Source organism: Arthrobacter sp. TJ-238 (assembly GCF_058269215.1).
In genome coordinates, this window is sequence record NZ_JBZCNH010000008.1 from 111,009 (window position 1) to 136,382 (window position 25,374).

Here is a 25,374-nt window from a genome sequence, read left to right on the forward strand (position 1 = left end):
CCTCAGGGCAAATGAATCGTTTCAGAGCAACGGTTCACATCGAATAGTAGGCGTGAGCCACATCACCGTCAACAGCCCGAGACGGACCTGTTACCTCGGGCGGAGGAGCACCGGAAGCGGTCAGCCGACCGCGTGGACCGGCGCCTGGGTGCTGCCGCGCTCGACGAGTTCCGGGTCGAAGATGACCTGCCGTCGTCGTGATGCGGGCCTTTCGATCTCCTCGAGGAGGAGCTCGATGGCCGTGCGCCCCATGAGTGCGGTCGGCTTCCGGACACTCGACAGAGGCACCACCGCGGAGGTCGAGAAGTCGATGTCGTCGTAGCCGATGAGGGCGATGTCCTCCGGGATCCGCAGGCCGCGGATCAGCAGCACGGCCTGCATCACGCCGATCGCGAGGAGATCGTTGGCGCAGAAGATCCCGTCCGGCAACTCCTCCCTGCTGCGCTGCGCGATCTCACCGCCGACCTCACGGCCGGCCAGGACCGTCATCGCTTCGGCCTCGACGACCTCGAGGACGGCGCCGTCGCATTCCTCGACCGCCTGGCGTGCTCCCGCCAGCCGGTCCGCCACCTGGCGGTAATCGGCCCGGGTCCCTACGAAGACGATGCGCCGCCGCCCTGCGTCGAGGAGGTGGCGCACCGCCATGTACCCTCCGGCGACGTCGTCCACGGACACCGAGCTGCAGCGTCGCTGTGCATCCGTCCGGTCCACCAGCACCACCGGCATGCCGCGCGCGCGCAGGGCCTCGACGCGCGGCCCGACGTCGCCGACGGGCGAGATGAGCATGCCCTGGACGCGCTGCTGCTCGAAGACGTCGATGTAGCGGGCCTCGCGGTCGGCATCCTGGCCACTGTCGCCGAGGACCACGGTGCTGCCGTTCTCGGCCGCGCAGTCCTCCGCGGCGCGGGCGAGCGAGGAGAAGAACGGATTGCCGACATCGAGCACGATCAGCCCGATGGTGCGGCTCTGGCCCGCGCGCAGTTGCCGTGCGGCGTCGTTGCGGACGAACCCCAGGTCGTCGATCGCTTCCTGCACGCGCTCCCGCGTGGCGGCGGAGACGCGCGCGGGATGGTTCAGAACGTTGGACACGGTGCCGACCGCCACTCCTGCGCGGTCCGCGACGTCCTTGATGCTGACGGTTCGGCTCTCCATGGCTACCTCGAAGCTCGCGTCCGGCCGTGGCGCGGGTGGCCGGCAGGACTGTTGACACTCGGTCTCAGGCAAGGATAACTTTGAAACGTGCCAATGAAACGATTCAAAGGCGCGTCGATTCCTGATACCCCTTCCCGGCCCGTTCCGGGCAGGCGACAACACCCGAACTCCCGCCGCCGGCGGTGCCCCGAGCACCCGGCGGCCGCTCACCCTTCAACGCTGGAGAGAGTACATGACTGTCATCGACGACATCGCTGCGGAGCTGGACCAGCTCGCCATCGAGGTTCCCTCCTGGGCCTACGGCAACTCCGGAACACGCTTCAAGGTGTTCGCGACACCAGGCACCCCACGCTCCGTCGAGGAGAAGATCGCCGACGCGGGCATGGTCAATCGGCTGACCGGCCTCGCCCCGAGCGTGGCACTCCACATCCCCTGGGACAAGGTGGACGACTACGGGATCCTCGCCTCCCACGCCGCCGACCACGGCGTGCGGCTGGGCACCATCAACAGCAACACCTTCCAGGACGACGACTACAAGTTCGGCAGCCTGACGCACAGCGACGCCGCCGTGCGGAACAAGGCGATCGACCACATGTACGAGTGCATCGAGGTCATGAACGTCACCGGTTCCCGGGACCTGAAGATCTGGCTCGCCGACGGCTCGAACTATCCCGGCCAGGCCGACATGCGCTCCCGGCAGGACTGGCTGCAGGACTCGCTGCGGAAGGTCTACGACCGGCTCGGCGAGGACCAGCGGCTCGTGCTCGAGTACAAGTTCTTCGAGCCGGCGTTCTATCACACGGACGTGCCCGACTGGGGCACCTCCTACGCCCACTGCCTGCAGCTCGGCGAGAAGGCGCTCGTCTGCCTCGACACCGGGCACCATGCACCGGGGACCAACATCGAGTTCATCGTGGCCCAGCTGATCCGTCTCGGGAAACTCGGCTCGTTCGACTTCAACTCGCGCTTCTACGCCGACGACGACCTCATCGTCGGCGCCGCGGACCCGTTCCAGCTCTTCCGCATCATGGCCGAGGTCGTCCGCGGCGGCGGTCTGGACCCCTCGAGCGGGATCGCGCTCATGCTCGACCAGTGCCACAACCTCGAGGAGAAGATCCCCGGTCAGATCCGTTCCGTGCTGAACGTGCAGGAGATGACGGCGCGCGCGCTGCTCGTCGACCGCACCGCGCTGACCGCGGCGCAGGAGTCCGGGGACGTCCTCGGGGCCAACGCCGTCCTGATGGACGCCTTCTACACGGACGTCCGGCCCGCCCTGGCACAGTGGCGCGAGGCGAAGGGCCTGCCCGGAGACCCGATGGCGGCCTACCGGGCGAGCGGCTACCAGGACCGGATCAACACCGAACGACAGGGCGGCCTGCAGGCCGGATGGGGAGCATGACAGTGACGACGACGACAGGGCACACCACCGCTTCCACCGACGGTCCCACGAACCCGACTGTCAGGGAGCTCATCGGGCGCTCCAACCGATTGGGCGCCGACAAGCGGAACACGAACTATGCCGGCGGGAACACCTCGGCGAAGGGCAGCGGGCTGGACCCGGTGACCGGTGAGGACGTCGAGCTGCTCTGGGTCAAGGGCTCGGGCGGCGACCTCGGGACGCTGCAGGAATCCGGGCTCGCGGTGCTGCGGCTGGACCGGATGCGGGCCCTCCAGAGCGTCTACCCCGGCGTGGAGCGCGAGGACGAGATGGTCGCGGCCTTCGACTACACGCTGCACGGCAAGGGCGGAGCCGCTCCGTCCATCGACACGGCCATGCACGGCCTCGTCGACGCCGCCCACGTGGATCACCTGCACCCCGACTCGGGTATCGCCGTCGCGACGGCCGCCGACGGCGAGGCGCTGACCACGACGATCTTCGGGCCGAAGGTCGTATGGGTGCCCTGGCGCCGGCCCGGCTTCCAGCTCGGGCTCGACATCGCGGCCATCAAGGAGGCCCACCCCGAGGCCATCGGAACAATCCTCGGCGGCCACGGCATCACGGCCTGGGGCGACACCTCCGAGGAGGCCGAGGCGAACTCGCTGTGGATCATCGAGACCGCCGAACGCTACATCGCCGAGCACGGGCGGACGGAACCCTTCGGCGCCGCCCTCGAGGGCTACGCCGCGCTGCCCCCGGAGGAACGCCGGGCGAAGGCCGCAGCGCTGGCCCCGACCATCCGGGGCCTCGCCTCCACGGACAGGGCCCAGGTGGGCCACTTCACCGACGACCCCCGCGTGCTGGACTTCCTCGCCTCCGCGAACCACCCGCGCCTCGGCGCACTCGGGACGAGCTGCCCCGACCACTTCCTCCGCACCAAGGTCAAGCCGCTGGTCCTCGACCTCCCGGCCGGCGCCGACGTCGAGAGCTGCCTGCTGCGCCTGCGCGAGCTGCACGCCGAGTACCGGGCGGACTACGCCGCGTACTACCAGCGCCACGCCACCCCGGACTCCCCCGCGATGCGCGGTGCGGACCCCGCGATCGTGCTGGTACCCGGCGTCGGCATGTTCTCCTTCGGATCCACCAAGCAGACTGCCCGCGTGGCCGGTGAGTTCTACCTCAACGCGATCAACGTCATGCGTGGCGCGGAGGCCATCTCCACCTACTCCCCCATCGAGGAGAGCGAGAAGTTCCGCATCGAGTACTGGGCCCTCGAGGAGGCCAAGCTCGCACGCATGCCCAAGCCCAAGTCCCACGCGGGGCGCATAGCGCTGGTGACGGGTGCGGCGTCGGGCATCGGCAAGGCGATCGCCACGCGCCTGGCCGCCGAGGGCGCCTGCGTGGTCATCGCGGACCTGAACATCGACAGTGCATCCACCGTCGCCGCGGAACTGGGCGGCCCGGATGTCGCGATCGGCGTCCAGGCGGACGTCACCGACGCGGCCCAGGTGCTCCAGGCCGTGAAGGCCGCCGTCCTGGCCTTCGGGGGTCTCGACCTCGTGGTCAACAACGCCGGGCTGTCCATCTCCAAGCCGCTCCTGGAGACGACGGAGAAGGACTGGGACCTGCAGCACGACGTCATGGCGAAGGGCTCCTTCCTCATGTCGCAGGCCGCCGCGAAGGTGCTGATCGAGCAGGACATGGGCGGTGACATCATCTACATCTCCTCGAAGAACTCGGTCTTCGCCGGGCCCAACAACATCGCCTACAGCGCCACGAAGGCCGATCAGGCCCATCAGGTCCGCCTCCTCGCCGCCGAGCTCGGCGGGTACGGCGTCCGCGTCAACGGCATCAACCCCGACGGCGTGGTCCGCGGCTCCGGCATCTTCGCCGGCGGCTGGGGCGCCAAGCGGGCAGCGGTCTACGGCGTCGAGGAGGAGAAGCTCGGCGAGTACTACGCGCAGCGGACCCTCCTCAAGCGCGAGGTGCTGCCGGAGAACGTCGCGAACGCCGTCGCCGTCCTCACCTCCGACGAACTCTCGCACACCACGGGCCTGCACATCCCCGTGGACGCGGGCGTCGCCGCCGCCTTCCTGCGCTGACATGACGGACGATCCGGGCAGGGCCCAGAGGCAGGCGTTCGCCGCCGTCGACATCGGGGCGTCCTCCGGCCGCGTGATCCTCGGACGGCTGACAGACCCTGACAACGGGATGCAGGAGCCCTCAGAGGACCGGCGAATCGAGATGGAGGTCATGCATCGGTTCCCCAATGGCGTCGTCACTCTCGACGGGCATCTTCGCTGGGACCTCGATGCGCTGTTGGAGGAGGTTCTGGTCGGACTCACCGAGGCGGCAACGGTCGCAGCCGCGCGAGGCGAGCAGATCATCAGTATCGGGATCGACACGTGGGCAGTCGATTACGGTCTGGTGGATCCGGCAGGTGAGCTCATGGCTCAACCCATCAGCTACCGGGACGACCGCACTCGAGTGACCATCGATCAGGTGCACCGGAAGGTCGACCAGGCACGCCTCTACAGCACGACGGGCCTGCAGTTCCTGCCCTTCAACACGGTCTACCAGTTGGCGGCCGAGCGGACGCTGGAAGGCGTTCAGGCCCTGCTGATCCCCGACCTGATCGGCTACCGGCTCACCGGTGAACGCCGCACCGAATCGACGAATGCGTCCACCACGGGCCTGTTCGATGCTGTCGCCGGAGAGTGGGCTACCGAATTCCATGAGGCCCTGGGGCTACCGAAGGATCTGTTCCCGCCTCTGGTAGAGGCTGGTCAGCCTATCGGTACCCTGCTTCCCGAGATCGCCGAGCGCACCGATCTACCGGCATCGACGAAGGTCGTTGCCGTGGGGTCCCACGACACCGCCTCAGCCGTGGCTGCGGTACCCGCCCGATCACCGCACTTTGCGTACATCTCCTCCGGAACATGGTCGCTCGTGGGGCTGGAGCTCCGGCACCCGGTCCTCACCGAGGCAAGCCGGGCCGCGAACTTCACCAACGAGCGGGGAGTGGACGGGACCATCCGCTACCTGCGCAACGTGGGCGGCCTCTGGCTCCTGAGCGAATGCCGACGCACATGGGCGGAGGAGGGCATCGATGAGTCGCTCGACTCCCTTCTTGCTGCCGCAGCCGCGCTGCCGGCAGATGGACCACAGGTCGACGTCGACGACCCTTCCTTCATCGCTCCTGGCGACATGCCGAGGCGCATCCAGCAAGCCGCCGCCAATACCGGGACGAGTGTGCCGGATGAGCCTGCAGCAATAGTCCGGTGCATCCTCGACAGCCTGGCAGCCGGATACGCACGAACCCTCGCCGACGCTGAACGCCTCACCGACACACGAGTGGACGTGGTGCACATCGTGGGAGGCGGATCCCAGAACCAGCTCCTGTGTCAGTTGACAGCCGACGCTACGGGCAAGCCGGTCATCGCAGGACCGGTCGAAGCGACGGCGCTCGGCAACCTTCTCGTCCAGGCGCGGGCCAGCGGCCACGTCGACGGCGGCCTCAGCAGCCTCAGACGTCTCGTTGCGGCGGGAAGGGAACCGGCCTACTACGAGCCACGCTCTCTCGCCTCACCCCGCACCACAGGCCTCACAGCCGTCCCCATCGGAAGGACTTCCCCATGATCAAGCGCCAACTCCCCGTTCCCGCGGAGATGCTCGAGCTGATGCAGTTCAAGAAGATCGAGCTCAACGGGAAGAAGCGGCGCCTGGAGGCGGCGCTCACCATCGCGGACCTGCGCACGATCGCCAAGCGCCGCACCCCCAGGGCCGCCTTCGACTACACCGACGGCGCCGCTGAGGGTGAGTTGTCCCTGGCCCGCGCCCGGCAGGCGTTCGAGGACATCGAGTTCCACCCCTCGATCCTCCGGCCGGCCGAGCACGTCGACACCTCGGTCCAGATCCTCGGTGGGCCGAGCGCCCTGCCCTTCGGCATCGCCCCGACCGGCTTCACCCGGCTCATGCAGACCGAGGGCGAGACCGCCGGCGCCGGGGCGGCCGCCGCAGCCGGCATCCCCTTCACCCTCTCGACCCTCGGCACGACGTCGATCGAGGGCGTGAAGGCGGCCAACCCGACCGGGCGCAACTGGTTCCAACTGTATGTGATGCGGCAGCGGGAGATCTCCTACGACCTCGTGAAGCGCGCCGGCGAGGTCGGCTTCGACACGCTCATGTTCACCGTCGACACGCCCGTCGCCGGCGCCCGCCTCCGGGACAAGCGCAACGGATTCTCCATCCCTCCCCAGTTGTCCATCGGCACCATCCTCAACGCCGTACCCAGGCCCTGGTGGTGGGTGGACTTCCTTACGACTCCGAAACTCGAGTTCGCGTCCCTGACCGATACCGGCGGAACGGTGGGAGACCTGCTGAACGCCGCGATGGACCCGACGATCAGCTACGACGATCTCGCCGTCATCCGCGACCTGTGGCCGGGGAAGATCGTGATCAAGGGCGTGCAGAACGTCGAGGACTCCGTCCGTCTCGTGGACCTGGGCGTGGACGGGATCATCCTGTCCAACCACGGCGGCCGCCAGCTCGACCGCGCCCCCATCCCGTTCCACCTGCTCCCGCAGGTGGTCCGCGAGGTCGGCGCCGACGCCACGATCATGGTCGATACCGGCATCATGAACGGAGCCGACATCGTCGCCGCCATGGCCCTGGGCGCGAAGTTCACCCTCATCGGCCGCGCCTACCTGTACGGGCTGATGGCCGGCGGCCGCGAAGGCGTGGACAGGGCCATCGCGATCCTCCGCGACGAGATCGAGCGCACCATGCGCCTGCTCGGGGTGTCCTCCATCGGGGAACTCGGGCCCAAGCACGTCACCCAGCTCACCCGGCTCACGCCGGTGGCACAGGTGCACCGGGACGCCCTGGCCTCGCCCTGAATCATGACCTCACTCCGTCACACCAGGCGGCGGCGCATCACCTCGACGTCCTCGAGGAAGCCGGACTCGTGCACTCCGGGCGCAGCGTTCGCTACCGGTTCCACACCATCGACACCTCACCCCTGGCCGTGATCCTCGATCGATGGCCACCCCGGAAGGCTGAATCATGAAACTCCAAGCAGTGAGCATCTTCGTCGACGACCAGCAACGGGCCCTCGACTTCTACACGCAGCAACTGGGGTTCGTCGTGTCCGCGGACATCCCGATGGGCGAGCACCGCTGGCTCACGGTGATCGACCCTGACCGTGCGGACGCCACTGAGATCTCCCTCGAGCCCAAGGGCCACCCGGCGACCGCACCCTTCACCGATGCGATCGCTGCTGACGGCATACCGTTCTGCGTCCTCGGAGTTCCCGATGTACAGGCCGAGTACGACAGGCTTTCCGCACTCGGCGTCACGTTCACGCAACCGCCGACCGACATGGGCCCCGTCATCGTGGCCGTACTCGACGACACGGTCGGAAACCTCCTGCAGCTCGCGCAGGTCGCCGGCTGACGCAGCGCCAGGCAATGCCTCGGGGAGTGCGTGGTGATTATCCGCCGCTGCGGGGTGCTTTCGCCTGGTAGATGATGGCGGTTGCGACATCCCTCAGCCGGACGTTCGTGTCGTTGGACATCTTCTGCAGCCGAAGGAAGGCCTCTTCGCTGGTGCAGTGATGCTGGGCCATGAGAATGCCCTTGGCCTGCTCGATGCCGGCCCGCGAGCTCATCGCTTCCTGCAGCTGCTCCACCTCCTGTCGCGCGGAGCGATAGAGCCCGGAGGTCACCATGGTCGCCGCCGAGTACTCCGTGAAGCGCTGATTCCGGTCCGCGTCGGATGCGTCCGGATCAGCACTGAGGTAATCCAGAAGTCGGACGAGGTCCGCGCGGTGCTCGGTGACGTCGTGCACCTCCTGCAGAAGAGCGACCACCCGACCCTCGTCGTCCAGGACGGGGCTGTTGACCGGGCTCCAATACCGCTCGAGGAACGCGCCGGGGCGGGCAGGATCGGGGATGTCGAAACGGTGCAGGAGCAGGCTGTCCCTCTGTCCGGTCCTCTTCACCCGTTCGAGTGATTCGCGCATCACCCTGGCCGGTTCCTGCCCGGACTGTGACGGGCTCTCGGCGAACACCTCGAAAGCCTGGCGCCCGACCAGATCGGCAGCGGAAACCCCCACCAGATCGGCGAACGCCGGATTCACGTCGATGATCACGTACTCGGGATCCATCAGCGAATACGCCGACGACGTTGCCTCGAAGATGCCCCGAGCATGAGCCTTGATGCGATCGACTGCTTCTCCCGCGCCTGCACTTACGCGCCGCTCCACCTCGTGTCCTTCTCCCTTCCAGCACCGGGACATTCCTGGAATGAGACCGATGCTCAAGCCTCCAATCATAACTACCCACCGAGCAACACGCGCGGACACCTCGACGCGCACCATCGTCCTACCCAGCCGTGCAGGGCCTATGGCAGCGGCGTGATCAGCTGCTGCAGGAGCGCTCCGTACCGACGGATGATGACGTCCTCCCCCTCCGCGAGCAGCCGCTCGTCCCCCACGACCCACAGCGCGTACATCAGCCCGCCGACCAGTGCTGCAGCCAGCCGGGCACGGAGGTCCGCATCCGGACCGACCAGGCGGGTCTCGAGGGGAGCGACGAAGGTCGTCTCGTGGAGGTGCCGCAGCTGCTCACCCACGGCTCCGGCGTCACTGGCGCGCAGGAGCGTGAGATAGAGGGGCCGCAGGTGCCCGTCCTCCTCCAGTACGTACCGGACGAAGCGCTCGCCCAGGCTGTCCGGATCCCCCTCGAGCAGGGGCTGGTAGTCGGGCATCGACGGCATGGCCTCGAGGAACAAGGCCTCCTTCGTCCCGAAGTAGTGGATGGGGAGGGCGGCATCCACGCCGGCGGCCGACGCCACCGATCGCACCGAGGCGCCGGCGTAGCCCTTCTCGAGGAACAGGGTGCGCGCGGCACGGAGGATCGCCGTGCGCGTCTCGGCCCTGCCCTCGATCATGCTCCAACACTAGCTCCAGGCTTCGCGCCGCCGGCCGGCCCCTCCGTGCCGACGGGCCCAAGGAACATTCCCGGCGGTGGGGCTAGTCATTCAACAGTGTTGAATGTAGCCTGCTGAAACGAGTACCCCTGCTCGCGGACCGTCGGAAGGACCAGCAATGACGCAGACCCCTGCCACCCTGACCGCCCACAGCACGATCGAGCAGTGGCTCGGCCACCCCGAGGGCGGGCCGGTCCTGCGGGGCTTCCTGGCGCAGGCCGGCACTGACGAGGCCGCCCTCGGGCCGGCTCGCTCCATGCCCCTGCAGCAGCTGGTCGCCCTGAGCCAGGGCGCCCTGCCGCAGGAAGCGGTCGACGGACTGGTCAAGCAGGTCAACGGGGGCGTGATCCCGGAGATGGATGCTTCCGTCTGGCAGGAGCGCATCATCCCGGGACGCTTCGAGGGACGTACCGTGATCGTCACGGGCGCCGGATCGGGCATCGGCCGCGCCACCGCGTCACGGGTGGCCCGGGAGGGCGGGCGTGTACTCGCCGTCGACATCGCCGCTGACCGTGTGGAGGATCTCGCTGCAACCCTCCAGGGCCGCCAGGTCGTCCCGATCGCGGCCGACCTCACCGACCCGGCGGCTGTGGAACGCATCATCTCCGGCGCGGACGGCCGGATCGATGCCCTGGCCAACGTGGCGGGGATCAACGACGACTTCAGCCCGCTGCACGAGGTATCGGACGCCATGTGGTCGCGGGTCTTCGCCGTCAACGTCGAGGGACTCATGCGCCTCACGCGGGCGGTCCTGCCGGTCATGCTCGACGCCGGTCACGGCTCCATCGTCAATGTCGCCTCCGAGGCGGGCCTGCGCGGCTCCGCATCGGGCGTCGCCTACACGGCGTCGAAGCACGCGGTCGTGGGCATCACCCGCAGCGCCGCGTTCATGTACGCGAAGGAAGGCCTGCGCATCAACGCCGTCGCCCCGGGGGGCGTCGCCACCGGCATCCCCATGCCGGGCACGCCCTCGGCATACGGATCCACCCGGCTGGAGGGTGCCCGCGTCAACATCCCCAGCATCGCCGACCCGGCACACCTCGCGGCCACGATCTCGTTCCTGCTCAGCGACGACGGAGTGAACATCAACGGCGCCATCCTGCCCTCCGACGGCGGCTGGTCGGTCGTCTGACCGGACGGACGAGGTACCGAGGGACCTCCTGCCAGCGGTCTGCTGTGCTGTCCATGAACGATCGGGAAGGTGAAGGAATGACGAGGATCGACCTGCGGACAAGGCTGTTGGGTCGGCTCATCGGCCTGGCCTCCGTGACCAGGCGCTCCGAGGACCAGATCCTGGCGGACCAGCGCCGGGTGATCGGTCACAACCCGCTGACCGACCTCCTGCTCGGCGGGCTCGCCAGGGGCGTGGAGGTACGTAACACCTCGGCTGCCGGCGCCGACGGGACCATCCGGGTCCGGACCTATCATCCGCCCACGTCGGACGACACTCCCCCGCTGGTCGTGTTCATCCATGGTGGAGGCTGGACCTCGGGGAGCCTGGACACGTACGACTGGTTCGCGAGCAGCATCGCCCGCGACGCGCACGCCGTCGTCGCGTCCCTCGACTACCGGCTGGCGCCCGGTCACCGGTGGCCGGCCGCAGCGGAGGATGCCTACGCGGCGACCGTCGACCTGATCGCTCGCGGGGCCGAGCTCGGCGCCGACACGACCCGCGTCGCCGTCGTGGGCGACAGCGCGGGAGGGAACCTGGCTGCCGTCGTCGCCCTCATGGCCCGGGACCGGTCAGGCCCCGCCATCGCTTTCCAGGGGCTGGTGTACCCCGCGACCGACATGACCATGGCGAGCCCGTCCATCGAGGAGAACGCGAACGCCCCGATCCTCACGAAGGCCGACATGCTGGCGTTCCGCGGCCATTACCTCAAGGACCAGGACCCACGGCACCCCTATGCGTCGCCCCTGCTCGCCGACGACCTGACCGGGCTTCCGCCGGCCCTGGTGCAGGTGGCCGAACACGATCCGCTGCGCGACGACGGCCTCCGCTACGCCGCGGCCCTCCAGTCGGCGGGGTCCGCCGTGCGGACCACGACCTATATCGGAATGCCCCATGGCTTCATGGCATTCCCCCGCATCAGCAGGGCCGTCCCGCAGGCACTCGGCGAGCTCTGCCAGGAGCTGCGCGACGCACTGGCCTAGCGGGAGTCGTCAGCGGGGTGCCCGCAGGGCCACCGGGCCCTGCGCCGTCGACGGGTCGACGACGGCGCCGCGCTGCACCATCTCCGCGAGTCCGCGACCGACGAGGCGACGGGCCGCGCGGCGGGCGGGTTCCGCAAGGCTCGTGCCGCCGGTGGCCAGGGCCGTCGCGGCGTCCGCCGGGTCGACCGTCGTACCGCGCGGTGTGCCGTCGAGGCGCGCCAGGAGCCACTCCTCGAGCGCGGCGTCGATGGGCCGTATCTTCCGTGCACGGCAGGAGTCACTGCAGTAGGCGATCGACTCCCAGTTCCGCTCCCACTTCTTCCGCCACTCGATACGGCGACCGCAGGAGCGGCAGATTCTCTGCTCGTGCCCCGCACCGCTCACATGCGGCCGAACATGGCGCGGATGACGGCGAAGACGCCGTAGCAGACGAGCCCCACTGCAATGATCGTCAGCACGTACACGCCCATGGGATGGTACTGGAGCGCCTTGAGGCTGCCGTCGAGCCCGGTGGATTCCTGCGGATTGCGGTGCAGGCCGGCAAGGACGAACAGCCCGCCCACGAGGAGCAGCGCCAGCCCTTTGGCAACATGCCCGACGACGCCGAACACCTCGACCACGCGTCCGCGGCGGGTGTCCTCGAACTTCCGGAGCTCCGGCCGGAACCCGCGGCGGAGTCCCTTGACCACGAAGTGCACGCCGATGCCGAGAAGCACCGCGGCGGTGACGAACACGAGGAAGAGCCCGATGTCCGAGGCCAGGAGGGTCCGCGTGAAGTCCACCGTCGACTCGGAGGAGTCGGGCCCGTCCCCGAGGGCGAATCGCGCGAAGGTCCCCGCCATCGACCCGTAGATGACGGCGAGCGCGCCGGACGAGACGTGCTTGCCGATGCGCTTGCCGGTGGGCAGATGCCGTGCCCGCAGGGTGGCCTCACTGAGCTGCCACAGGGCGAGGCCCGCACATCCCACGGCGCAGATCCACATGGCCGGGGTACCGAGGTGCCCTTCGGCCACTTCCTCCAGTGCCCCGGTCGGCTCCGCCTCGCCGTTGCCTCCGAAGGCGAGGCGCAACGCGATGAGACCGATCAGGATGTGCACCACAGCGAGTGCCGCGAAACCGAGCCGCGCGGCGACATCGAGAGCGCGCGTGTCAGTCGCCTGCTCCACGGCGTCGGCTGCCCGGCCGACCAGCCCCTGCTGGTCCGCACTGCTGTCGGTGGTCACCCGTCCTCCCGGCGTCGCCCGGAGCCCCTCCCTCTCCGGGCTCTCTGGTGGTGTCTTCAGCACAGGAGCATAGGCGATGCCGACGTCCGGTGCCGGACGTTCTCCACGGAGCCAGGTAGTTGCACTTCATTACGAAGACAACGGCCGCAACCCTTGAGTGAACGGTCGCGCCACGGCAGACTGGACTCGCCGGCATCACCGGCACGTCAGCGCACGCCAAGGTCTCAGCACTCCTCCAAGGTCGGTTCTTCAGCGCTGCCTCGACGACCAGGAGCATGCATGACCAACGACGACGCCGTGATCGAAGGCGGTTCCCTGCGCCTCGCACAGGAACGGGACCTCACCGCCCTGCTGGAAGTGATGGAGATCAGCGCGGACCTCCCCCGCGTGGTGGGCGAAGCCACCGAGATCCGCGGTGCCGCCGAAGACCTCGGCCGACTCGACGTGGCCTTCTGGGCGGAGGTGACCGCCCTCGATGCCCTGGCCCGCACGGAGGGCGCTCCCGGGGCCCGGACGCGCGGGCAGGAGATCCTCGAATGGGCACGGGAACAGGGCGACGCGCGGCTGGCCAGCCGCTGCCATGCCCTGATCGCGATGATGGACCTCATTGCCGGGCACTCCGGATCGGGGGCCGAACAGGCGACGATCGCCGTCTCCCTGCTCGACGGTTCCGAGCTGCCCCGCCTTCGGGCGAAGCTGCTGACGCGCCAGGCCCTCGGCCTCCTGGGTGCGGGCCTCCTGCAGCACGGCTTCGATGTGTCCCGCAGGGCGCTCAGCCTCGCGGAGCAGCTGGACGATCATGAGCTCATGAGCCAGTTGGCGTCCAACGCGTTCCACGCCGCGCTCGACGACGCGATGCCCGAGGAGGCGCGCTTCTGGATGCGGCGGGTCGAATCCGCGTTAGCCGCATCCCCCGATCTCGAGTCCGACCTGGCCGATGTCCTCGCCCGCGGCCATCTCGCCGGAAACCGTCCCCTGGAAGCCCTCGATGTGCTCGAGAGATTCGCGGACGACGATCCCTCGAGTCAGCAGCCCGAGACGCGCGCCATCCGGATGCTCCTGCTGGCACAGGCGCAGCACGGGGTCGGTGATCTCCCCGCCGCGCGTTCCGCACTCGACAGGGCGGAGCGCATCACTGCGCGTCATGCACTCGAGGAAGTCGCCTCCATGATCCTCGAGGAACGCGCTGCCATCGCGGCGTCCGGCGCGGACTTCCGTCTCGCCTACGAGCTGCACCGCCAGTTCCACCAGGCGGCGCGGGGTCGGTGGATCGAGGCCAGACGCTCCCAGGTGGACCACCTCTTCGCCGAACAGAATGTCACCGAGGCCCTCGCGCGGGCGGAGCAGGCGGAAGCCGCCGTCGCGATCGATCCCCTCACCAAGGTGCGCAACCGGCGCTGGGTGGAGGACTCGCTGCCCGACGTCATCCGCACCTGGCAGACGAGCGAACCGTCGACCGGTTCACTGGCGCTCCTCGACCTCGACCACTTCAAGCAGGTCAACGACCGCTTCGGACATCCGGCGGGTGACGACGTCCTGGTCGCCGTCGCCTCCTGCCTCGAGGCATGCCCCGGGGTGCGGCATGTAGCCCGGATCGGCGGCGAGGAGTTCCTCCTGGTGCTCCACCAGCACGCCGACCAGGAACAGGTGGCGCAGCAGGTGCTGGCCGCCGTCCGCGGGCTCCGGTGGCCGCACGTCCATCACGGACTGCGACTCACGGCAAGCCTCGGCTTCGCCGCCTGTGGGGCGGGCTCGACGTCGGATGCGCTCCTGCGCGAAGCCGACCTGAACCTCTACAGGGCCAAACGCGCAGGGCGGGACCGCGCCGTCGGCCTCTGGTAGCACGCAGGTCAGTCCTGGCGGACCAGCCATTCCTCGAGGGCGGCCCGCACGAATTCGGCGCCCTGGCGTCCGCCGTAGTTCGCCGCGAACCGTGGATCACCGACGTACATCTCCCCGAGCCCTCGAACGTACTCCGAGGGCAGGGAGCCGTCCTCGTTCCTCGGCGTCCCCGGGATCCCGGTGAGCCAGCCCACGTGGCGCCCTGCGAGGGCCACCGCCTCCTGGCTCGTCGGCGCGATGCCCCGCGATGCCGCGTCCGTCCAGTCGGCGTTGAGGTCCGTGGCCTCCCTCCCGAAGGCGTCCTTCTCCTCCTGGGACTTGCCGCGCCACCAGGCGTCGCCCTCGGCGTAGGCCTCGCGCCCCCATCGCTCCTCGACCTCGTCCCGGTAGCGGGTGTGGTCGAATCCGTTGAACATGTCTTCTGGCATGGGTTCTTCTCCTCGTTCGAGGGCCTCCACCGTGGTGAGGACCGCCGTGATCTGCCGGTCGAGCCGTTCCTGCTCGCCGCGGAGGAATTCGAGGTGGGCCCGCAGCACCTCGGCCGGCACTTCCGCACGGGTGGCGTCCGTGACCTCGGCGATGGTCGGCAGGGACAACCCCAGGTTCCTCAGCAGCAGGATGCGCTGGAGCCTCACGAGCGCCGCCGAGTCGTAGTACCGGTAGCCGTTGATCCCTACCCGGGATGGTGTGAGCAGGCCGATATCGCCGTAATGGCGCAGCGCCCGGCTCGTGGTACCGGTCAGCCGGGCGACGGTGCTGATCGGGTAGTCCACCTGGCCTCCTCCTCCCGGCGATCGGCGCCGGGACACTCCCAGCGTATGAATTGACGCAACGTCAAGGTCAATGGCCGGGGTGGAGGAGTTTCAGCGGCACCACTACCGCGCGGGTCGAGGAAGAGAGGGCGAAGGCGGTCAGCTGTACCAGAACCACTGCGGCGGACGCCAGGACAGCGGAACCGCGTGGGCGTTGAAGGTGCCGCATTCGGAGCAGGTGTAGCTCGTACTGGCGGGGAGCAGATCGGTGGAGTGTTCGGCCTGGCGTGCGGGCACGAACTCCTCGAAGATCAGGTAGTCGTCGGTACGGCACGTGGGGCAGAAGGGGAGCTCACCCTTCTCACCGAGCGTGGTGGGATAGCCGCCCAAGCGGAGGCTACGCCCGTGATCAAGAGTTGTCATGGGATGCACCCTTTCGGTCTTGCAGCCGACGCTGGTTGCAAGTAGATGGGGGTATTTATACGCACACATTAGACCCGCAGTACTCATAGCGGAAGGGCGGGTCCCGCACCGGGCGTGCCTTGCCTACTGGAGTGGTACTCCCTGCTGGCACAATGGCCCCATGACAGCCAGGGCGCCACGATCCGCAGCGGCACTCCCGCCCGAGCAGGCGGGGCCGCTCCGCCGTGCACTCACCGACAGCGCGGACGTGACCGTCTTCGTGGACGGTACCGCCCACAGACTGCCGAACGAGGCACAGGCCGCCGTCGTCGACCTGCTCGCACGCCTGTCCGACGGTGACGCCGTCCAGGTGACCTCGGTGGCCGAACTGCTGACCACGTCGCAGGCGGCAGAGCTCGCCGGCATCTCGCACAGCTATCTCCGCAAGCTCACGGATGCCGGCACGCTCCCGGTCGAGTACCGCGGCTCGCACCGGCGCCTCCGGAGGTCCGACGTCGAGGAGTGGCTCCGCAGCCAGCTGCGCCGGCGGGAAGCCTCACCGGACGCCGACGCGCATCAGGCGCCGGCACCTGACCGCCCCTAGGCGAGCTCGAACCGGGGCCGGGACCTCCACCGGCGCGCCTTGAGGGCGAGATGCAGTTCCAGCCGCACCATCCCGGCGAGCGGGTCGACGCCGATCACGGACCGGATCCTCGACAGTCGGTTGTAGACGCTGCTGCGGTGCAGGTGGAGCTGGGCCGCGACGTCCTGCACGGACCCGTTCTTGTCGTACAGCAGCTCGAGGACGGGCAGCAGCTCATCCACACGGTCGGCCTCGCTCAGCTCCGCGAAGTGGATGCTGCCGTGCGTCGGCGCCTGCCACCCGACGGTCCCGAGGAACTGGTACACGCCGATGTCCGCGTACGAGCACACGTCGCCGAGCTGCGGGTCCACCGCGGCGGCCTGGACGGCGTGGCGCGCCTGATGGAACGCCTCGGCCAGGTCGCGGGGGTCTGCCGCGGATTCGCTCAGCCCGAGCACGACCCGGCCGACAGGGCGGCCCGCACGCTTCGCGGTCTCGCCCCGATACCGCTCGAGGACCTGCTGCAGCGCGGCACGGCCGACATCGGGTGCGCACAGGAGCACCGAGAAGCCGGTGGCGCCGGCGCTGAAGAACACGGGGACGACCCCGACCGTCGCCTGGAGGGCAAGGGTGCGCTGCAGGAGGGCGGCCTCGTGCGGGTCGCCTTCGTCGGAGGGCGCGGGCCGGGGTTCATGCGCCACGGCCAGGCGCCACGGGCCATCGCCTCCGAGTTCGCGCCAGCCGCGCAGCTCGTCGGCCGCGGCGGCGATGCCACGGCACGCGGCAAGGAAGGTGGCTTCGCGCTGCGTCCGGCGCTCGGAGGACGCCGTGTCCGTCTCGAGGAGGAGCTCGGCCAGACGGTCGATCAGGGGACGGACCGCGGGCAGGGCGGCCAGGATACCGGCGGCGGGGTCCTCCCTGGACTGCTGCTGCACCCAGAGGTAGCCCACGCGGAAGCCCCGGACGAGCAGCGGTACGCAGACGCGCGCCAGCATCCCGAGGTCCTCGTTGGCGGGGACGGCGACGGCGCGCACCGCCTGGGCGATGCCGTGGCGGAGCTGCCACTCGCTGACGTCGGCGGGGACCTTCTTGCTGAGCAGGAAGTTGACCCGGACGCGGTCGGCGGTGGCCTGATGGCTGCTGTACGCGAGGAGGACGCCGTCGGGGTCCTCGAGGGACACCCCCCGTCCCAGCGACTGCGCGATCGACTCGACGACCTCGTCGATGGCCTGGTTCTGCACCCTCCCACCATAGGCGGGCAGAACGCGAAGGACGACACTTGCCGCTCGGGGACTCGACATCTGTCGATGGTGGCGGAAACGGGTATCTGCTAGTGCCCTGGGTCACAGTGCGCGAGAAGCCCGTCGCCGCGCGGCAAGGAGCCGACGGCGCAGAATCGCCCGCCGACGGCTCCTGGGCGGCCGGAGGAAAGGGGCGGTGACGCCGCCGGAGTGGTCCCTATTCTGGAACCATCCCCGTCCGCCCGATCGCAGCCTGGAGAACCCCATGATCATCGGCGTCCCCAAAGAAGTGAAGAACAACGAGTTCCGTGTGGCCATCACCGCCTCCGGCGTGCACGAGTTCCGGGCCCACGGCCACACCGTGCTCGTGGAGCGGGGCGCGGGCGTGGGCTCGAGCATCACGGACGCCGAGTACGAGGCCGCGGGCGCCGAGCTCGTCGACGCGGCGGACGACGTCTGGGCGCGCGCGGACATGGTCCTGAAGGTCAAGGAGCCGGTGGCCTCCGAGTACCACCGGTTCCGTAGTGGGCTCATCCTCTTCACCTACCTCCACCTCGCCGCCGAGCCCGAACTGACCCGTGCACTGCTCGACGCCGGCGTGACCGCCATCGCGTACGAGACCGTGCAGGACGGGCGTGCGCTGCCCCTGCTCGCGCCGATGTCCGAGGTCGCCGGCCGCCTCTCCGTCCAGGTGGGCGCCCAGGTCATGACCGCACCGGCCGGAGGCCCCGGCCTGCTGCTCGGCGGGGTCGCCGGCGTCCGCCCCGCCAAGGTCGTCGTCCTCGGAGCGGGCGTCGCGGGCACCAACGCGACGGCGATGGCCGTCGGCACCGGCGCCGAGGTGACCATCCTCGACATCAACATCGCACGCCTGCGCGAGATCGACGCGCTCTACGCCGGCCGGGTGAGAACCGTGGCCTCGAACTCCCTGGAGATCGAGAAATCGGTCCTGGAGGCGGATCTGGTGATCGGGTCGGTCCTCATCCCCGGCGCCCGTGCGCCCAAGCTCGTGACCAACGCCCTCGTGGCACGCATGAAGCCCGGCAGCGTCCTCGTGGACATCGCCGTGGACCAGGGCGGATGCTTCGAGGACTCCCGCGTCACCACGCACGAGGACCCCACGTTCACCGTGCACGGCTCACTCTTCTACTGCGTGGGCAACATGCCGGGCGCGGTCCCCAACACCTCCACCTACGCCCTGACCAACGTGACACTGCGCTACGCCGTCGCGCTGGCGGACAAGGGCGTCCGGGGCGCCTTCGAGGCGGATCCCGCACTCGCCCGCGGGCTCAACGTCGCCGCCGGCCAGGTGGCACACCACTCGGTGTCGCAGGCGCACGGCCTCGAGCTCGCGGCGGACCCGGCGGCACTCGTCTAGTCGACCCTCGTCAGGACCGGCTCCCAAGGCTCAGGGCAGGTTGCCCTGGCGGTTTCCTCTCCCGATCGGGAAGGACGCATGGACCTGCTCGATGATGCGCGCCACCGCGAGGGCATCCTCCGCCCGCACCGGCGGAGGACCCTCGCCCCTGATCGCGGCGGCGACGCCGGCGTAGAAAAACGGGTACGCGCCCGGCTCGATCGCCAGCGGCTCGGTCCGCCCGGCGCGCCCCAGCTTCCCCCGGCCGTGGGTGCCCGCCCGGCCGGCCGCGGCGTGAGGGAGATCCCCCGGGAGGACACCTGCCGCCAGCAGTCCCTCCTGCGGGTCGGTGCCGGTGATCGTCAGGCCGGCAGCCGCACCCGTGACGCGGAACCGCGGACGCGCCAGCGGCACGCGCGTCCCCGCGTGGAGGTGGCTCATGACGCCGCCCTCGTGCTCGAGCACGAGGAACAGCGAGTCCTCCGCGGCGCCGTCACCATCCGCCCTCAGCTCCGCGAAGACCGGGACGGCCGGACCGAGGAGCACCAGCGCCTGGTCGACGAGGTGCGGTCCGAGGTCGTACAGCACGCCCCCGCCGACCGCCGCTCCCGCGTCCCGCTTCCACCGCTTCGTGCTGGGCCCCTTCCAGGACTCCATCGCCGACTCCAACCTCAGCACGCCGCCCAGCGCGCCCGAGGCGACCAGCGACCGCACGGTCAGGAAATCGCCGTCCCACCGCCGGTTGTGGAACGGGACGATCAGCCGCCCCGCCGTCCGTGCCGTCCCGATCAGGCGCTCGCCGTCGGCCGCGCGCACCACGAAAGGCTTGTCCACGACGGCGTGCAGTCCCCGGCCGAGCGCCTCGGCGGCGAGGTCCGCGTGCGTGGCCGGGGGCGTGGAGATCACCGCCAGGTCCAGGTCCGGTACGGCGCGCAGCGCCTCCTCCAGCGTGGCGACGACGACGGCATCCGGGTAGGCCGCGCGGGCCCCCGCCCGGCGATCCGGACTGCGGGTGACGACGGCGGCGAGGTGGAGGCCGGCGTCGTGGGCGATGAGCGGGGCATGGAAGACGCGCCCGCCGTGGCCGAACCCGACCAGCACGGCCCTCACCGCACCCGGCGTCGGCGTCGGCATCGGCGGCATGCCCTCAGGCCGAATCGAAGTGGGCGCGCGGGAGGGAGCCGTTGAAGCCGGCGACCATCCCGCCGGCGAGCACGCGGACCTTGACGTTGCGGGCGTTGGACGCCCGGCGCAGCTTGTCGAAGGCCTCCTTCTGCGAGCAGCGGTCCTGCCCCATGATGATCCCCACGGCGAGGTCGATCTCGGTCCGCGACTGCAGGACGGAGCGGAGGTCCTCCGCCGTCGCTGCGTGCCGGGCCACGCGCACGGCCAGCTTCAGGGCCTGCGACGCCTGCACCGCGAACGCGCGCGCCACCCGCCGGTATTCGTCGGTGAACACGGACGCGTCCTCGGCGTACAGGTTGACGGCCGCGCGCGACGAGCCCTCGAGATCGAGCGGCAGGCAGAACATGGCACCGACGCCGCGTGCGGCGACATGCTCGATGAAGCCGGGCCAGCGGTCCTCCGACCGGGTGTCGCGGATGAGGACCTCGCCGTGCACGCGCAGCGCGTGCAGGCACGGACCGTCGTCGTGCTCGTACTGGACCTCGTCCATGGCGCGCGCCTTCGCATCGCTGCTGCCGACGGTCAGCTGCTCGTGCGGCGAGCGCTGCAGCGTGACGCCGCAGTACGTGTTGCCGTCCTGACCGAGGGCGTCCGCAGCGAACTCGGCGAGCTCCTGCAGGAATGCCCGGACGTCGGGGTGGTCGACCAGGAGGTCCTGGAGTCGCGCGGCGGCTTCCGCGGGTGAGGGGGCCGGGAGTTCCCGCGGGACCATGTGCAGGTGGGGCCCGGGAACGTCGCCTCCGGCGGCCTCGAGCACGCCGGACGGTTCTTCCGGGATCTCCTCCATGCGCGCACCAGCCTCACCTCGGCACCGCGCGGAAATGCCGGTGTTTTTTTGCCAGTGTACAAGAGGGCCGGGACGGTGCTACACGTTATCCTGCGCTGCTGCGAGGCCCGTGACGAGCACGCGCCAGGACGCGGCAAGGCGGGCATCGGACATGCCCCGGTGCTCCTGGAGGTGGAGCAGGAGCCCTGCGTTGAGGAACGCGGCCAGCTGGTAGGCCGCGAGCTCCGGGTCATGCACGCCCAGTTCACGCAGCAGCATGCCCAGGTGCAGGCGGATGAGCTGCTGCGTCGGGTGCTCGGGGTCCGGTCCGCCCCGCTGCTCCGCCGCACGGAGGATCTGCCCGTCGAGGAGCATCCGCCCGATGCTCGCCTCGCCGAAGGCGATGAGCCGCTCGAGCGGCTCGGCCCCCGGGCCGAGCGGGGGCGGACCCGCCATGAAGGACTGCTGGAAGGAACGCCCGGCCTCGTCCGCGAGCGCATGCAGCAGGCCGGCGCGGCTGCCGAAGCGGCGGAAGACCGTGCCCTTGCCGACTCCGGCGCGCCGGGCGACGGCGTCCGTGGTCAGCTTCTCCGCCCCGCACGTGGCGACGATCTCGGCCGCGGCGTCGAGCAGGAGACGCCGGTTGCGCGCCGCGTCGGTGCGCTCTCCGTCGTCGCCCGTGACCCGGAGCAATCCCTCGCCCTGCATGCCGCCACTATAGCCGCGGAATAAAACGGACCGTGGTCCGCTTAAGTTGTTCAGATGCGGTCGCCGCGTCCTCTGTCAGTACCGACCTACGGTCACCCAACCACGGGAGTCTTCATGTCCACCACGATCCTCACCCTCGTCGGCAGCCTGCGGGAAGGCTCCATCAACCGCCAGCTGGCCGAGGCCGCCGCCGAGCACGCGCCCGCCGCTGTCGAGGTGGTCGGCTTCGATGCCCTGAGCGACATCCCGTTCTACAACGAGGACATCGACAACGATACCGACCGCCCGAAAGCCGCGGACGACCTCCGCGCCGCCGCGGGCGACGCCGATGCCATCCTCCTCGTCTCCCCCGAGTACAACGGCACCATGCCGGCCGTGCTCAAGAACGCCATCGACTGGCTGTCCCGCCCCTACGGTGCAGGTGCCCTCTCGGGCAAGCCCGCAGCCGTGATCGGCTCGGCCTTCGGCCAGTACGGCGGAGTCTGGGCGCACGACGAGGCCCGCCGCGCGCTCGGTGTCGCCGGCGCCACCGTCGTCGACGGCGTCAAGCTCTCCATCGGCGGCTCGATCACGCGCTTCGCCGAGCTCCACCCGAAGGACGACGCCGAGGTAGCCGGCGCCGTCACCGACGTGCTGAACGCCCTCGCAGGAGCAACCGCACCCATCGCGGCCTAGTCCGGCCCGATCCGGCCCGACCCGGTCGGGTCCACCCGGACAGTTCGACCTGAACAACCTGAACGGCACGACGCCGGTGCCCGCACCGGCGTCGTGCCGTTTCTGTCAGATATGCCGTTTCTGTCAGATATGCCGTTTCTGTCAGGTGTCCGTCGCAGCCGGGGAAGGGCAGGTCAGTGCCAGAGGCTGTCGGCCCAGACGGCGTCCCGCAGGTATTCCTGCGCCGGGCCGATCTCCCACAGCTGGCCCTGCGGCTCCAGCACGCCGTCGTTCTGCATGGACTCGACGTCCTCCGACGAGCAGCCGAGGACCTCCGAGAGGTCTGCATCGACGGCCAGCACGATGGTGTTCCTTGCGTTCATGATGCAGTCCTTCGCTCGTGGTTCTGGCGGGCCGGCCGACAGGGGATCCGGACCATCGTTCAGGAGGTGGGCCTGGGATTCCACGTCCGCGCATACAGTCCCAGCGCCGCCTCCTCGCGGGCGACGAACCCGAGGCGGTTGAGGGCCATGTGCGCCTGATACACCGTGAGGTGCTGTGCGCTACGGCTGACGCGGACCTTGTCCGCACGGTACAGGTAGGTGTCGAGGGTTCGGAACCAGCGGCGTCGCCAGTTCTGCACCGCCGGCTCGGAGGCGGTGGCCGCCATGAGGGCATGGAATCCGGTGGCCTTGGATGCGACCTGCGCCGTCATCGCCTCGCGTACCCCGGAGGCACGCGGGCCGACGTCGGCCGTGCAGGTGCGCAGGTGGCCGTCCCAGTAGAGATCCCAGGTGAGGCGACGGCGGTCGGGCCAGCCCGCGGATCGGGGACCGCGCATCATGGCCTGCGCAGCATCGAAGAGCACCAGGGCGCCCAGTGCCGAGCGGCTCTGCATGCGGGGGAAGCGCTGGTTGGCCCAGATGGCCAGCTCTGAGCTGAGCTCGAAGACCTCCTCGGCGAGGTGGAGGCCCTCCACGCCGCCGTACTTCACAAGGTTGGCCTCGAGCTGGGGGTCGGCCGGCTCCTGGCCGCCGGAGTAGTAGGTGTTGCTGGCCGGTGCGGTGATGTGCTGGCGCACCACGAGCAGCGGCAATGCGCGGGAACTGCGGGTCTGGAGCACCCTCTGGAACGCGCGGAGGCGGTCGAGGACGCGCGGGTGGGCATGGATGCTCAGCCGGACCTGACTGACGACACCCGTCGAGGCGTCCTCGTACCGGCTGAAATACCAGCGTTTGGCGCCGAGCGCCTGTGCCTGCGCCACCAGCGGGGTGACCAGCTCTTCGATGATGCCGTCCGCTACATCGAAGCCACCCGTCGAGAGGGAGAGATGCCACCACTGAGTGCTGACGACCGTTCGTGAGGCGGTTCGAACGGCGGTCACCTGGCTCATGGCTCTCTCCTTCAGGGTCTGTGATCACCCCCGCTGGGGCGGGTTCTCGGGGGGAGGCTCCGGGCTCTAGTCCGAGGTCTCCCCGTTTACTTCGGCCAGTCCCAGCTGCCTGCCGTGATCTGGCCCTTGGGCCAGTCCCAACTCGCTGCGTCGACCGACTGCTGTGCCGGCGCCACGGCTGCCCCCACGATCAGCAGGCCCGCAACTACGCCGAATACCTTCTTCATCGCGATCCTTCCTGGCCCGTTCCCGGGAGGTCGAGCTGTGGTGCGCTGCTGGTCCGCAGCGTCCGGAGTCCCTGCGGGTCCCTTTGCGGGGCTTCCCTGCGGGCTGGCTCACCCAGAATGTCGGCCGCCGGGAGGCGGTGTCCAGCGGTACGCATGGCCGTTTGCGGACATGGCGCAAACAGGACGCGGACACGTCGCCGGCGCTGCTGGTACGCTGCTTCGCAGTCGGGAAATCCGCGGAATGGCGGGTCTGGACGGCGTCTTCGGTCTCATGAAATTGCCAGCCTCCCTGATCTGTCATTAACTGGACACGTCATGTTTTTCGCTTTGTGACGATGCCGCTACCGCACCGGTGGCCCGGACAAGGACTGCCCATGCTGGACGCCACGTCGCTCGAGGTATACCGCTACGCCGTCGGGCATCCCGGCTGGACGCGCGCCGAAGCGTCGGATGCCCTGGGCCTGACCCTGCGCCGTATCGAGGCGGCCATCGCCGAACTCTCCAATCGCCGGCTGCTCAGCCCTGAGGCGGGACGACCGGACGGTCTCGTGGCGGTATCGCCCGACGTCGCCCTCGCGGATCTCGTCGACGCCGACGAACGCTCCCTCCAGGACCTGAAGGCGCGCATCAGCAGCCAGCGTCGCGAGCTCTCCAGCCTCCTGCCCGCCTTCCTCGAAGCGCGCAAGAGCGTTCTCGCCAGCACCTCCGTGGAGACGCTCGAGGACCCCCACCTCATCCACCGGGTGCTCATCGACTACGGGCGGGACGTCACCGAGAAGGTCTACATCGCGCAGCCCGGCCAGGGCTCGACGGCGGACGTCCACGAGGAGAGCATCCGCAAGGATCTCGAACTGCTGGAGCACGGCGTGCGACGCCGGACCCTGTACGACACGAGCCTGCGCGACCACGTACCCACCCGCAGGGCGGTCGAGGCGATCGCGGCCGGCGGGGGCGAGTTCGGCGTCCTCCCGTTCATCCCCCTGCGCATGCTCATCTTCGACGAGAAGCTGGCGCTCGTGGGGCGTCAGCTCACGCGGGAGGACAAGGCCGCCCTGGTCATCAGAGACTCCAGCCTGATCAACATCTTCACGCTCCTGTTCGACGTCGCCTGGGAGATCAGCGAATCCTTCCTCGCACCCGAGCGCGTCGAGTCGCCCCTGAGCAGCCTGCAGCGTTCGATCATCCAGGGACTGGCCAACGGCCTGTCCGACGAGTCGATCGCCCGGCGCCTGGACATCAACGTGAGGACGTGCCGGCGGCACATCGCCTGGATGCTGGACACCCTGCGCGCGGACAGCCGCTTCCAGGCCGCGCTGAAGGCACGGGACGCGGGCTGGGTCTAGGTTCGCCGCAACGCACTCCTGTGC

General features: G+C 69.5%; 26 protein-coding genes. 12 read left to right on the forward strand and 14 right to left on the reverse strand.

The genetic code is table 11. The features are described from left to right. Nucleotides 1-120: 120 nt before the first annotated feature. Nucleotides 121-1,152: a LacI family DNA-binding transcriptional regulator gene (locus AC4D2O_RS16575; protein WP_490908449.1), complete on the reverse strand. Its 1,032-nt coding sequence runs from the start codon at nt 1,150-1,152 to the stop codon at nt 121-123. A 232-nt stretch (nt 1,153-1,384) separates the two neighbouring features. Between AC4D2O_RS16575 and rhaI the strand changes: the two genes are divergently transcribed. From rhaI to AC4D2O_RS16600, 5 genes are all read left to right on the forward strand, one after another. Next, nucleotides 1,385-2,551 (forward strand): L-rhamnose isomerase, encoded by a 1,167-nt coding sequence (gene rhaI, locus AC4D2O_RS16580; protein WP_490908450.1) that lies wholly within the window; start codon nt 1,385-1,387, stop codon nt 2,549-2,551. Nucleotides 2,552-2,553: 2 nt separating this feature from the next. Next, complete coding sequence (locus AC4D2O_RS16585; protein ID WP_490908451.1) at nt 2,554-4,632, forward strand: bifunctional aldolase/short-chain dehydrogenase; 2,079 nt, start codon at nt 2,554-2,556, stop codon at nt 4,630-4,632. A gap of 1 nt (nt 4,633) precedes the next feature. Next, entirely contained in the window at nt 4,634-6,169 is a 1,536-nt protein-coding gene (locus tag AC4D2O_RS16590; RefSeq protein WP_490908452.1) for a rhamnulokinase, read from the forward strand. Continuing rightward, the gene (locus tag AC4D2O_RS16595; protein WP_490908453.1) at nt 6,166-7,428 is read left to right on the forward strand and encodes an alpha-hydroxy acid oxidase; all 1,263 of its coding nucleotides are present in this window, start codon (nt 6,166-6,168) and stop codon (nt 7,426-7,428) included. The genes AC4D2O_RS16590 and AC4D2O_RS16595 overlap by 4 nt, the downstream gene beginning before the upstream one ends. A gap of 166 nt (nt 7,429-7,594) precedes the next feature. Continuing rightward, entirely contained in the window at nt 7,595-7,984 is a 390-nt protein-coding gene (locus tag AC4D2O_RS16600; RefSeq protein ID WP_490908454.1) for a VOC family protein, read from the forward strand. Nucleotides 7,985-8,021: 37 nt separating this feature from the next. Here AC4D2O_RS16600 and AC4D2O_RS16605 read toward each other — a convergent pair whose 3' ends face one another. Together AC4D2O_RS16605 and AC4D2O_RS16610 are read right to left on the reverse strand one after the other, a co-directional pair. Next, nucleotides 8,022-8,795 carry an ANTAR domain-containing response regulator gene (locus AC4D2O_RS16605; RefSeq protein ID WP_490908455.1) on the reverse strand — a complete coding sequence of 258 codons (774 nt, stop codon included), beginning with the start codon at nt 8,793-8,795 and terminating at the stop codon, nt 8,022-8,024. A gap of 137 nt (nt 8,796-8,932) precedes the next feature. After that, nucleotides 8,933-9,481 carry a TetR/AcrR family transcriptional regulator gene (locus AC4D2O_RS16610; RefSeq protein WP_490908456.1) on the reverse strand — a complete coding sequence of 183 codons (549 nt, stop codon included), beginning with the start codon at nt 9,479-9,481 and terminating at the stop codon, nt 8,933-8,935. Between the two features lie 157 nt (nt 9,482-9,638). On the opposite strand from AC4D2O_RS16610, the gene AC4D2O_RS16615 reads away from it, so the two are divergent. Both AC4D2O_RS16615 and AC4D2O_RS16620 read left to right on the forward strand, forming a co-directional pair. Next, nucleotides 9,639-10,652, forward strand: coding sequence for an SDR family NAD(P)-dependent oxidoreductase (locus AC4D2O_RS16615; protein WP_490908457.1), 1,014 nt, complete (start codon nt 9,639-9,641; stop codon nt 10,650-10,652). Nucleotides 10,653-10,729: 77 nt separating this feature from the next. Then, on the forward strand, nt 10,730-11,674 hold the full coding sequence (locus tag AC4D2O_RS16620) for an alpha/beta hydrolase (protein WP_490908458.1): 945 nt from the start codon (nt 10,730-10,732) through the stop codon (nt 11,672-11,674). 9 nt (nt 11,675-11,683) lie between these two features. Here AC4D2O_RS16620 and AC4D2O_RS16625 read toward each other — a convergent pair whose 3' ends face one another. Further along, a complete protein-coding gene (locus AC4D2O_RS16625; RefSeq protein WP_490908459.1) occupies nt 11,684-12,058 on the reverse strand; it encodes a DUF2256 domain-containing protein in 375 nt (124 codons plus the stop codon). Next, entirely contained in the window at nt 12,055-12,897 is an 843-nt protein-coding gene (locus AC4D2O_RS16630; RefSeq protein WP_490908460.1) for a DUF1206 domain-containing protein, read from the reverse strand. Before AC4D2O_RS16630 ends, AC4D2O_RS16625 begins: the two co-directional genes overlap by 4 nt. A gap of 279 nt (nt 12,898-13,176) precedes the next feature. Here AC4D2O_RS16630 and AC4D2O_RS16635 point away from each other — a divergent pair, with 279 nt between their 5' ends. Continuing rightward, a complete protein-coding gene (locus AC4D2O_RS16635) occupies nt 13,177-14,739 on the forward strand; it encodes a GGDEF domain-containing protein (RefSeq protein WP_490908461.1) in 1,563 nt (520 codons plus the stop codon). A gap of 8 nt (nt 14,740-14,747) precedes the next feature. Here the strand turns inward: AC4D2O_RS16635 and AC4D2O_RS16640 are convergent, their stop codons facing one another. Further along, a complete protein-coding gene (locus AC4D2O_RS16640; RefSeq protein ID WP_490908462.1) occupies nt 14,748-15,512 on the reverse strand; it encodes a MerR family transcriptional regulator in 765 nt (254 codons plus the stop codon). Between the two features lie 138 nt (nt 15,513-15,650). Next, on the reverse strand, nt 15,651-15,914 hold the full coding sequence (locus AC4D2O_RS16645) for a hypothetical protein (RefSeq protein ID WP_490908463.1): 264 nt from the start codon (nt 15,912-15,914) through the stop codon (nt 15,651-15,653). A gap of 160 nt (nt 15,915-16,074) precedes the next feature. On the opposite strand from AC4D2O_RS16645, the gene AC4D2O_RS16650 reads away from it, so the two are divergent. Next, nucleotides 16,075-16,497, forward strand: a complete 423-nt coding sequence (locus AC4D2O_RS16650; RefSeq protein WP_490908464.1) for a helix-turn-helix domain-containing protein — start codon at nt 16,075-16,077, stop codon at nt 16,495-16,497. On the opposite strand, the gene AC4D2O_RS16655 is transcribed toward AC4D2O_RS16650, so the two are convergent. After that, nucleotides 16,494-17,717: a PucR family transcriptional regulator gene (locus tag AC4D2O_RS16655; RefSeq protein WP_490908465.1), complete on the reverse strand. Its 1,224-nt coding sequence runs from the start codon at nt 17,715-17,717 to the stop codon at nt 16,494-16,496. The two genes, AC4D2O_RS16650 and AC4D2O_RS16655, sit on opposite strands and share 4 nt — an antisense overlap. Before the next feature lie 265 nt (nt 17,718-17,982). Here AC4D2O_RS16655 and ald point away from each other — a divergent pair, with 265 nt between their 5' ends. After that, nucleotides 17,983-19,095: an alanine dehydrogenase gene (gene ald, locus AC4D2O_RS16660; RefSeq protein ID WP_490908466.1), complete on the forward strand. Its 1,113-nt coding sequence runs from the start codon at nt 17,983-17,985 to the stop codon at nt 19,093-19,095. Nucleotides 19,096-19,125: 30 nt separating this feature from the next. On the opposite strand, the gene AC4D2O_RS16665 is transcribed toward ald, so the two are convergent. From AC4D2O_RS16665 to AC4D2O_RS16675, 3 genes are all read right to left on the reverse strand, one after another. Next, nucleotides 19,126-20,217, reverse strand: coding sequence for a Gfo/Idh/MocA family protein (locus AC4D2O_RS16665; protein ID WP_490908467.1), 1,092 nt, complete (start codon nt 20,215-20,217; stop codon nt 19,126-19,128). A 4-nt stretch (nt 20,218-20,221) separates the two neighbouring features. Further along, entirely contained in the window at nt 20,222-21,046 is an 825-nt protein-coding gene (locus AC4D2O_RS16670) for a GAF and ANTAR domain-containing protein (protein WP_490908468.1), read from the reverse strand. Between the two features lie 78 nt (nt 21,047-21,124). Beyond that, a complete protein-coding gene (locus AC4D2O_RS16675) occupies nt 21,125-21,733 on the reverse strand; it encodes a TetR/AcrR family transcriptional regulator (RefSeq protein ID WP_490908469.1) in 609 nt (202 codons plus the stop codon). A gap of 114 nt (nt 21,734-21,847) precedes the next feature. Between AC4D2O_RS16675 and AC4D2O_RS16680 the strand changes: the two genes are divergently transcribed. Next, nucleotides 21,848-22,408, forward strand: coding sequence for an NAD(P)H-dependent oxidoreductase (locus tag AC4D2O_RS16680; RefSeq protein WP_490908470.1), 561 nt, complete (start codon nt 21,848-21,850; stop codon nt 22,406-22,408). A 173-nt stretch (nt 22,409-22,581) separates the two neighbouring features. Here AC4D2O_RS16680 and AC4D2O_RS16685 read toward each other — a convergent pair whose 3' ends face one another. The 3 genes from AC4D2O_RS16685 to AC4D2O_RS16695 form a co-directional block, all read right to left on the reverse strand. Beyond that, complete coding sequence (locus AC4D2O_RS16685) at nt 22,582-22,770, reverse strand: hypothetical protein (RefSeq protein ID WP_490908471.1); 189 nt, start codon at nt 22,768-22,770, stop codon at nt 22,582-22,584. A 59-nt stretch (nt 22,771-22,829) separates the two neighbouring features. Beyond that, the gene (locus AC4D2O_RS16690) at nt 22,830-23,780 is read right to left on the reverse strand and encodes a lantibiotic dehydratase C-terminal domain-containing protein (RefSeq protein ID WP_490908472.1); all 951 of its coding nucleotides are present in this window, start codon (nt 23,778-23,780) and stop codon (nt 22,830-22,832) included. An 86-nt stretch (nt 23,781-23,866) separates the two neighbouring features. After that, a complete protein-coding gene (locus AC4D2O_RS16695; protein ID WP_490908473.1) occupies nt 23,867-24,007 on the reverse strand; it encodes a hypothetical protein in 141 nt (46 codons plus the stop codon). A 374-nt stretch (nt 24,008-24,381) separates the two neighbouring features. Here AC4D2O_RS16695 and AC4D2O_RS16700 point away from each other — a divergent pair, with 374 nt between their 5' ends. Further along, the gene (locus AC4D2O_RS16700; RefSeq protein ID WP_490908474.1) at nt 24,382-25,350 is read left to right on the forward strand and encodes a LuxR C-terminal-related transcriptional regulator; all 969 of its coding nucleotides are present in this window, start codon (nt 24,382-24,384) and stop codon (nt 25,348-25,350) included. The last annotated feature ends 24 nt before the right edge of the window (nt 25,351-25,374 follow it).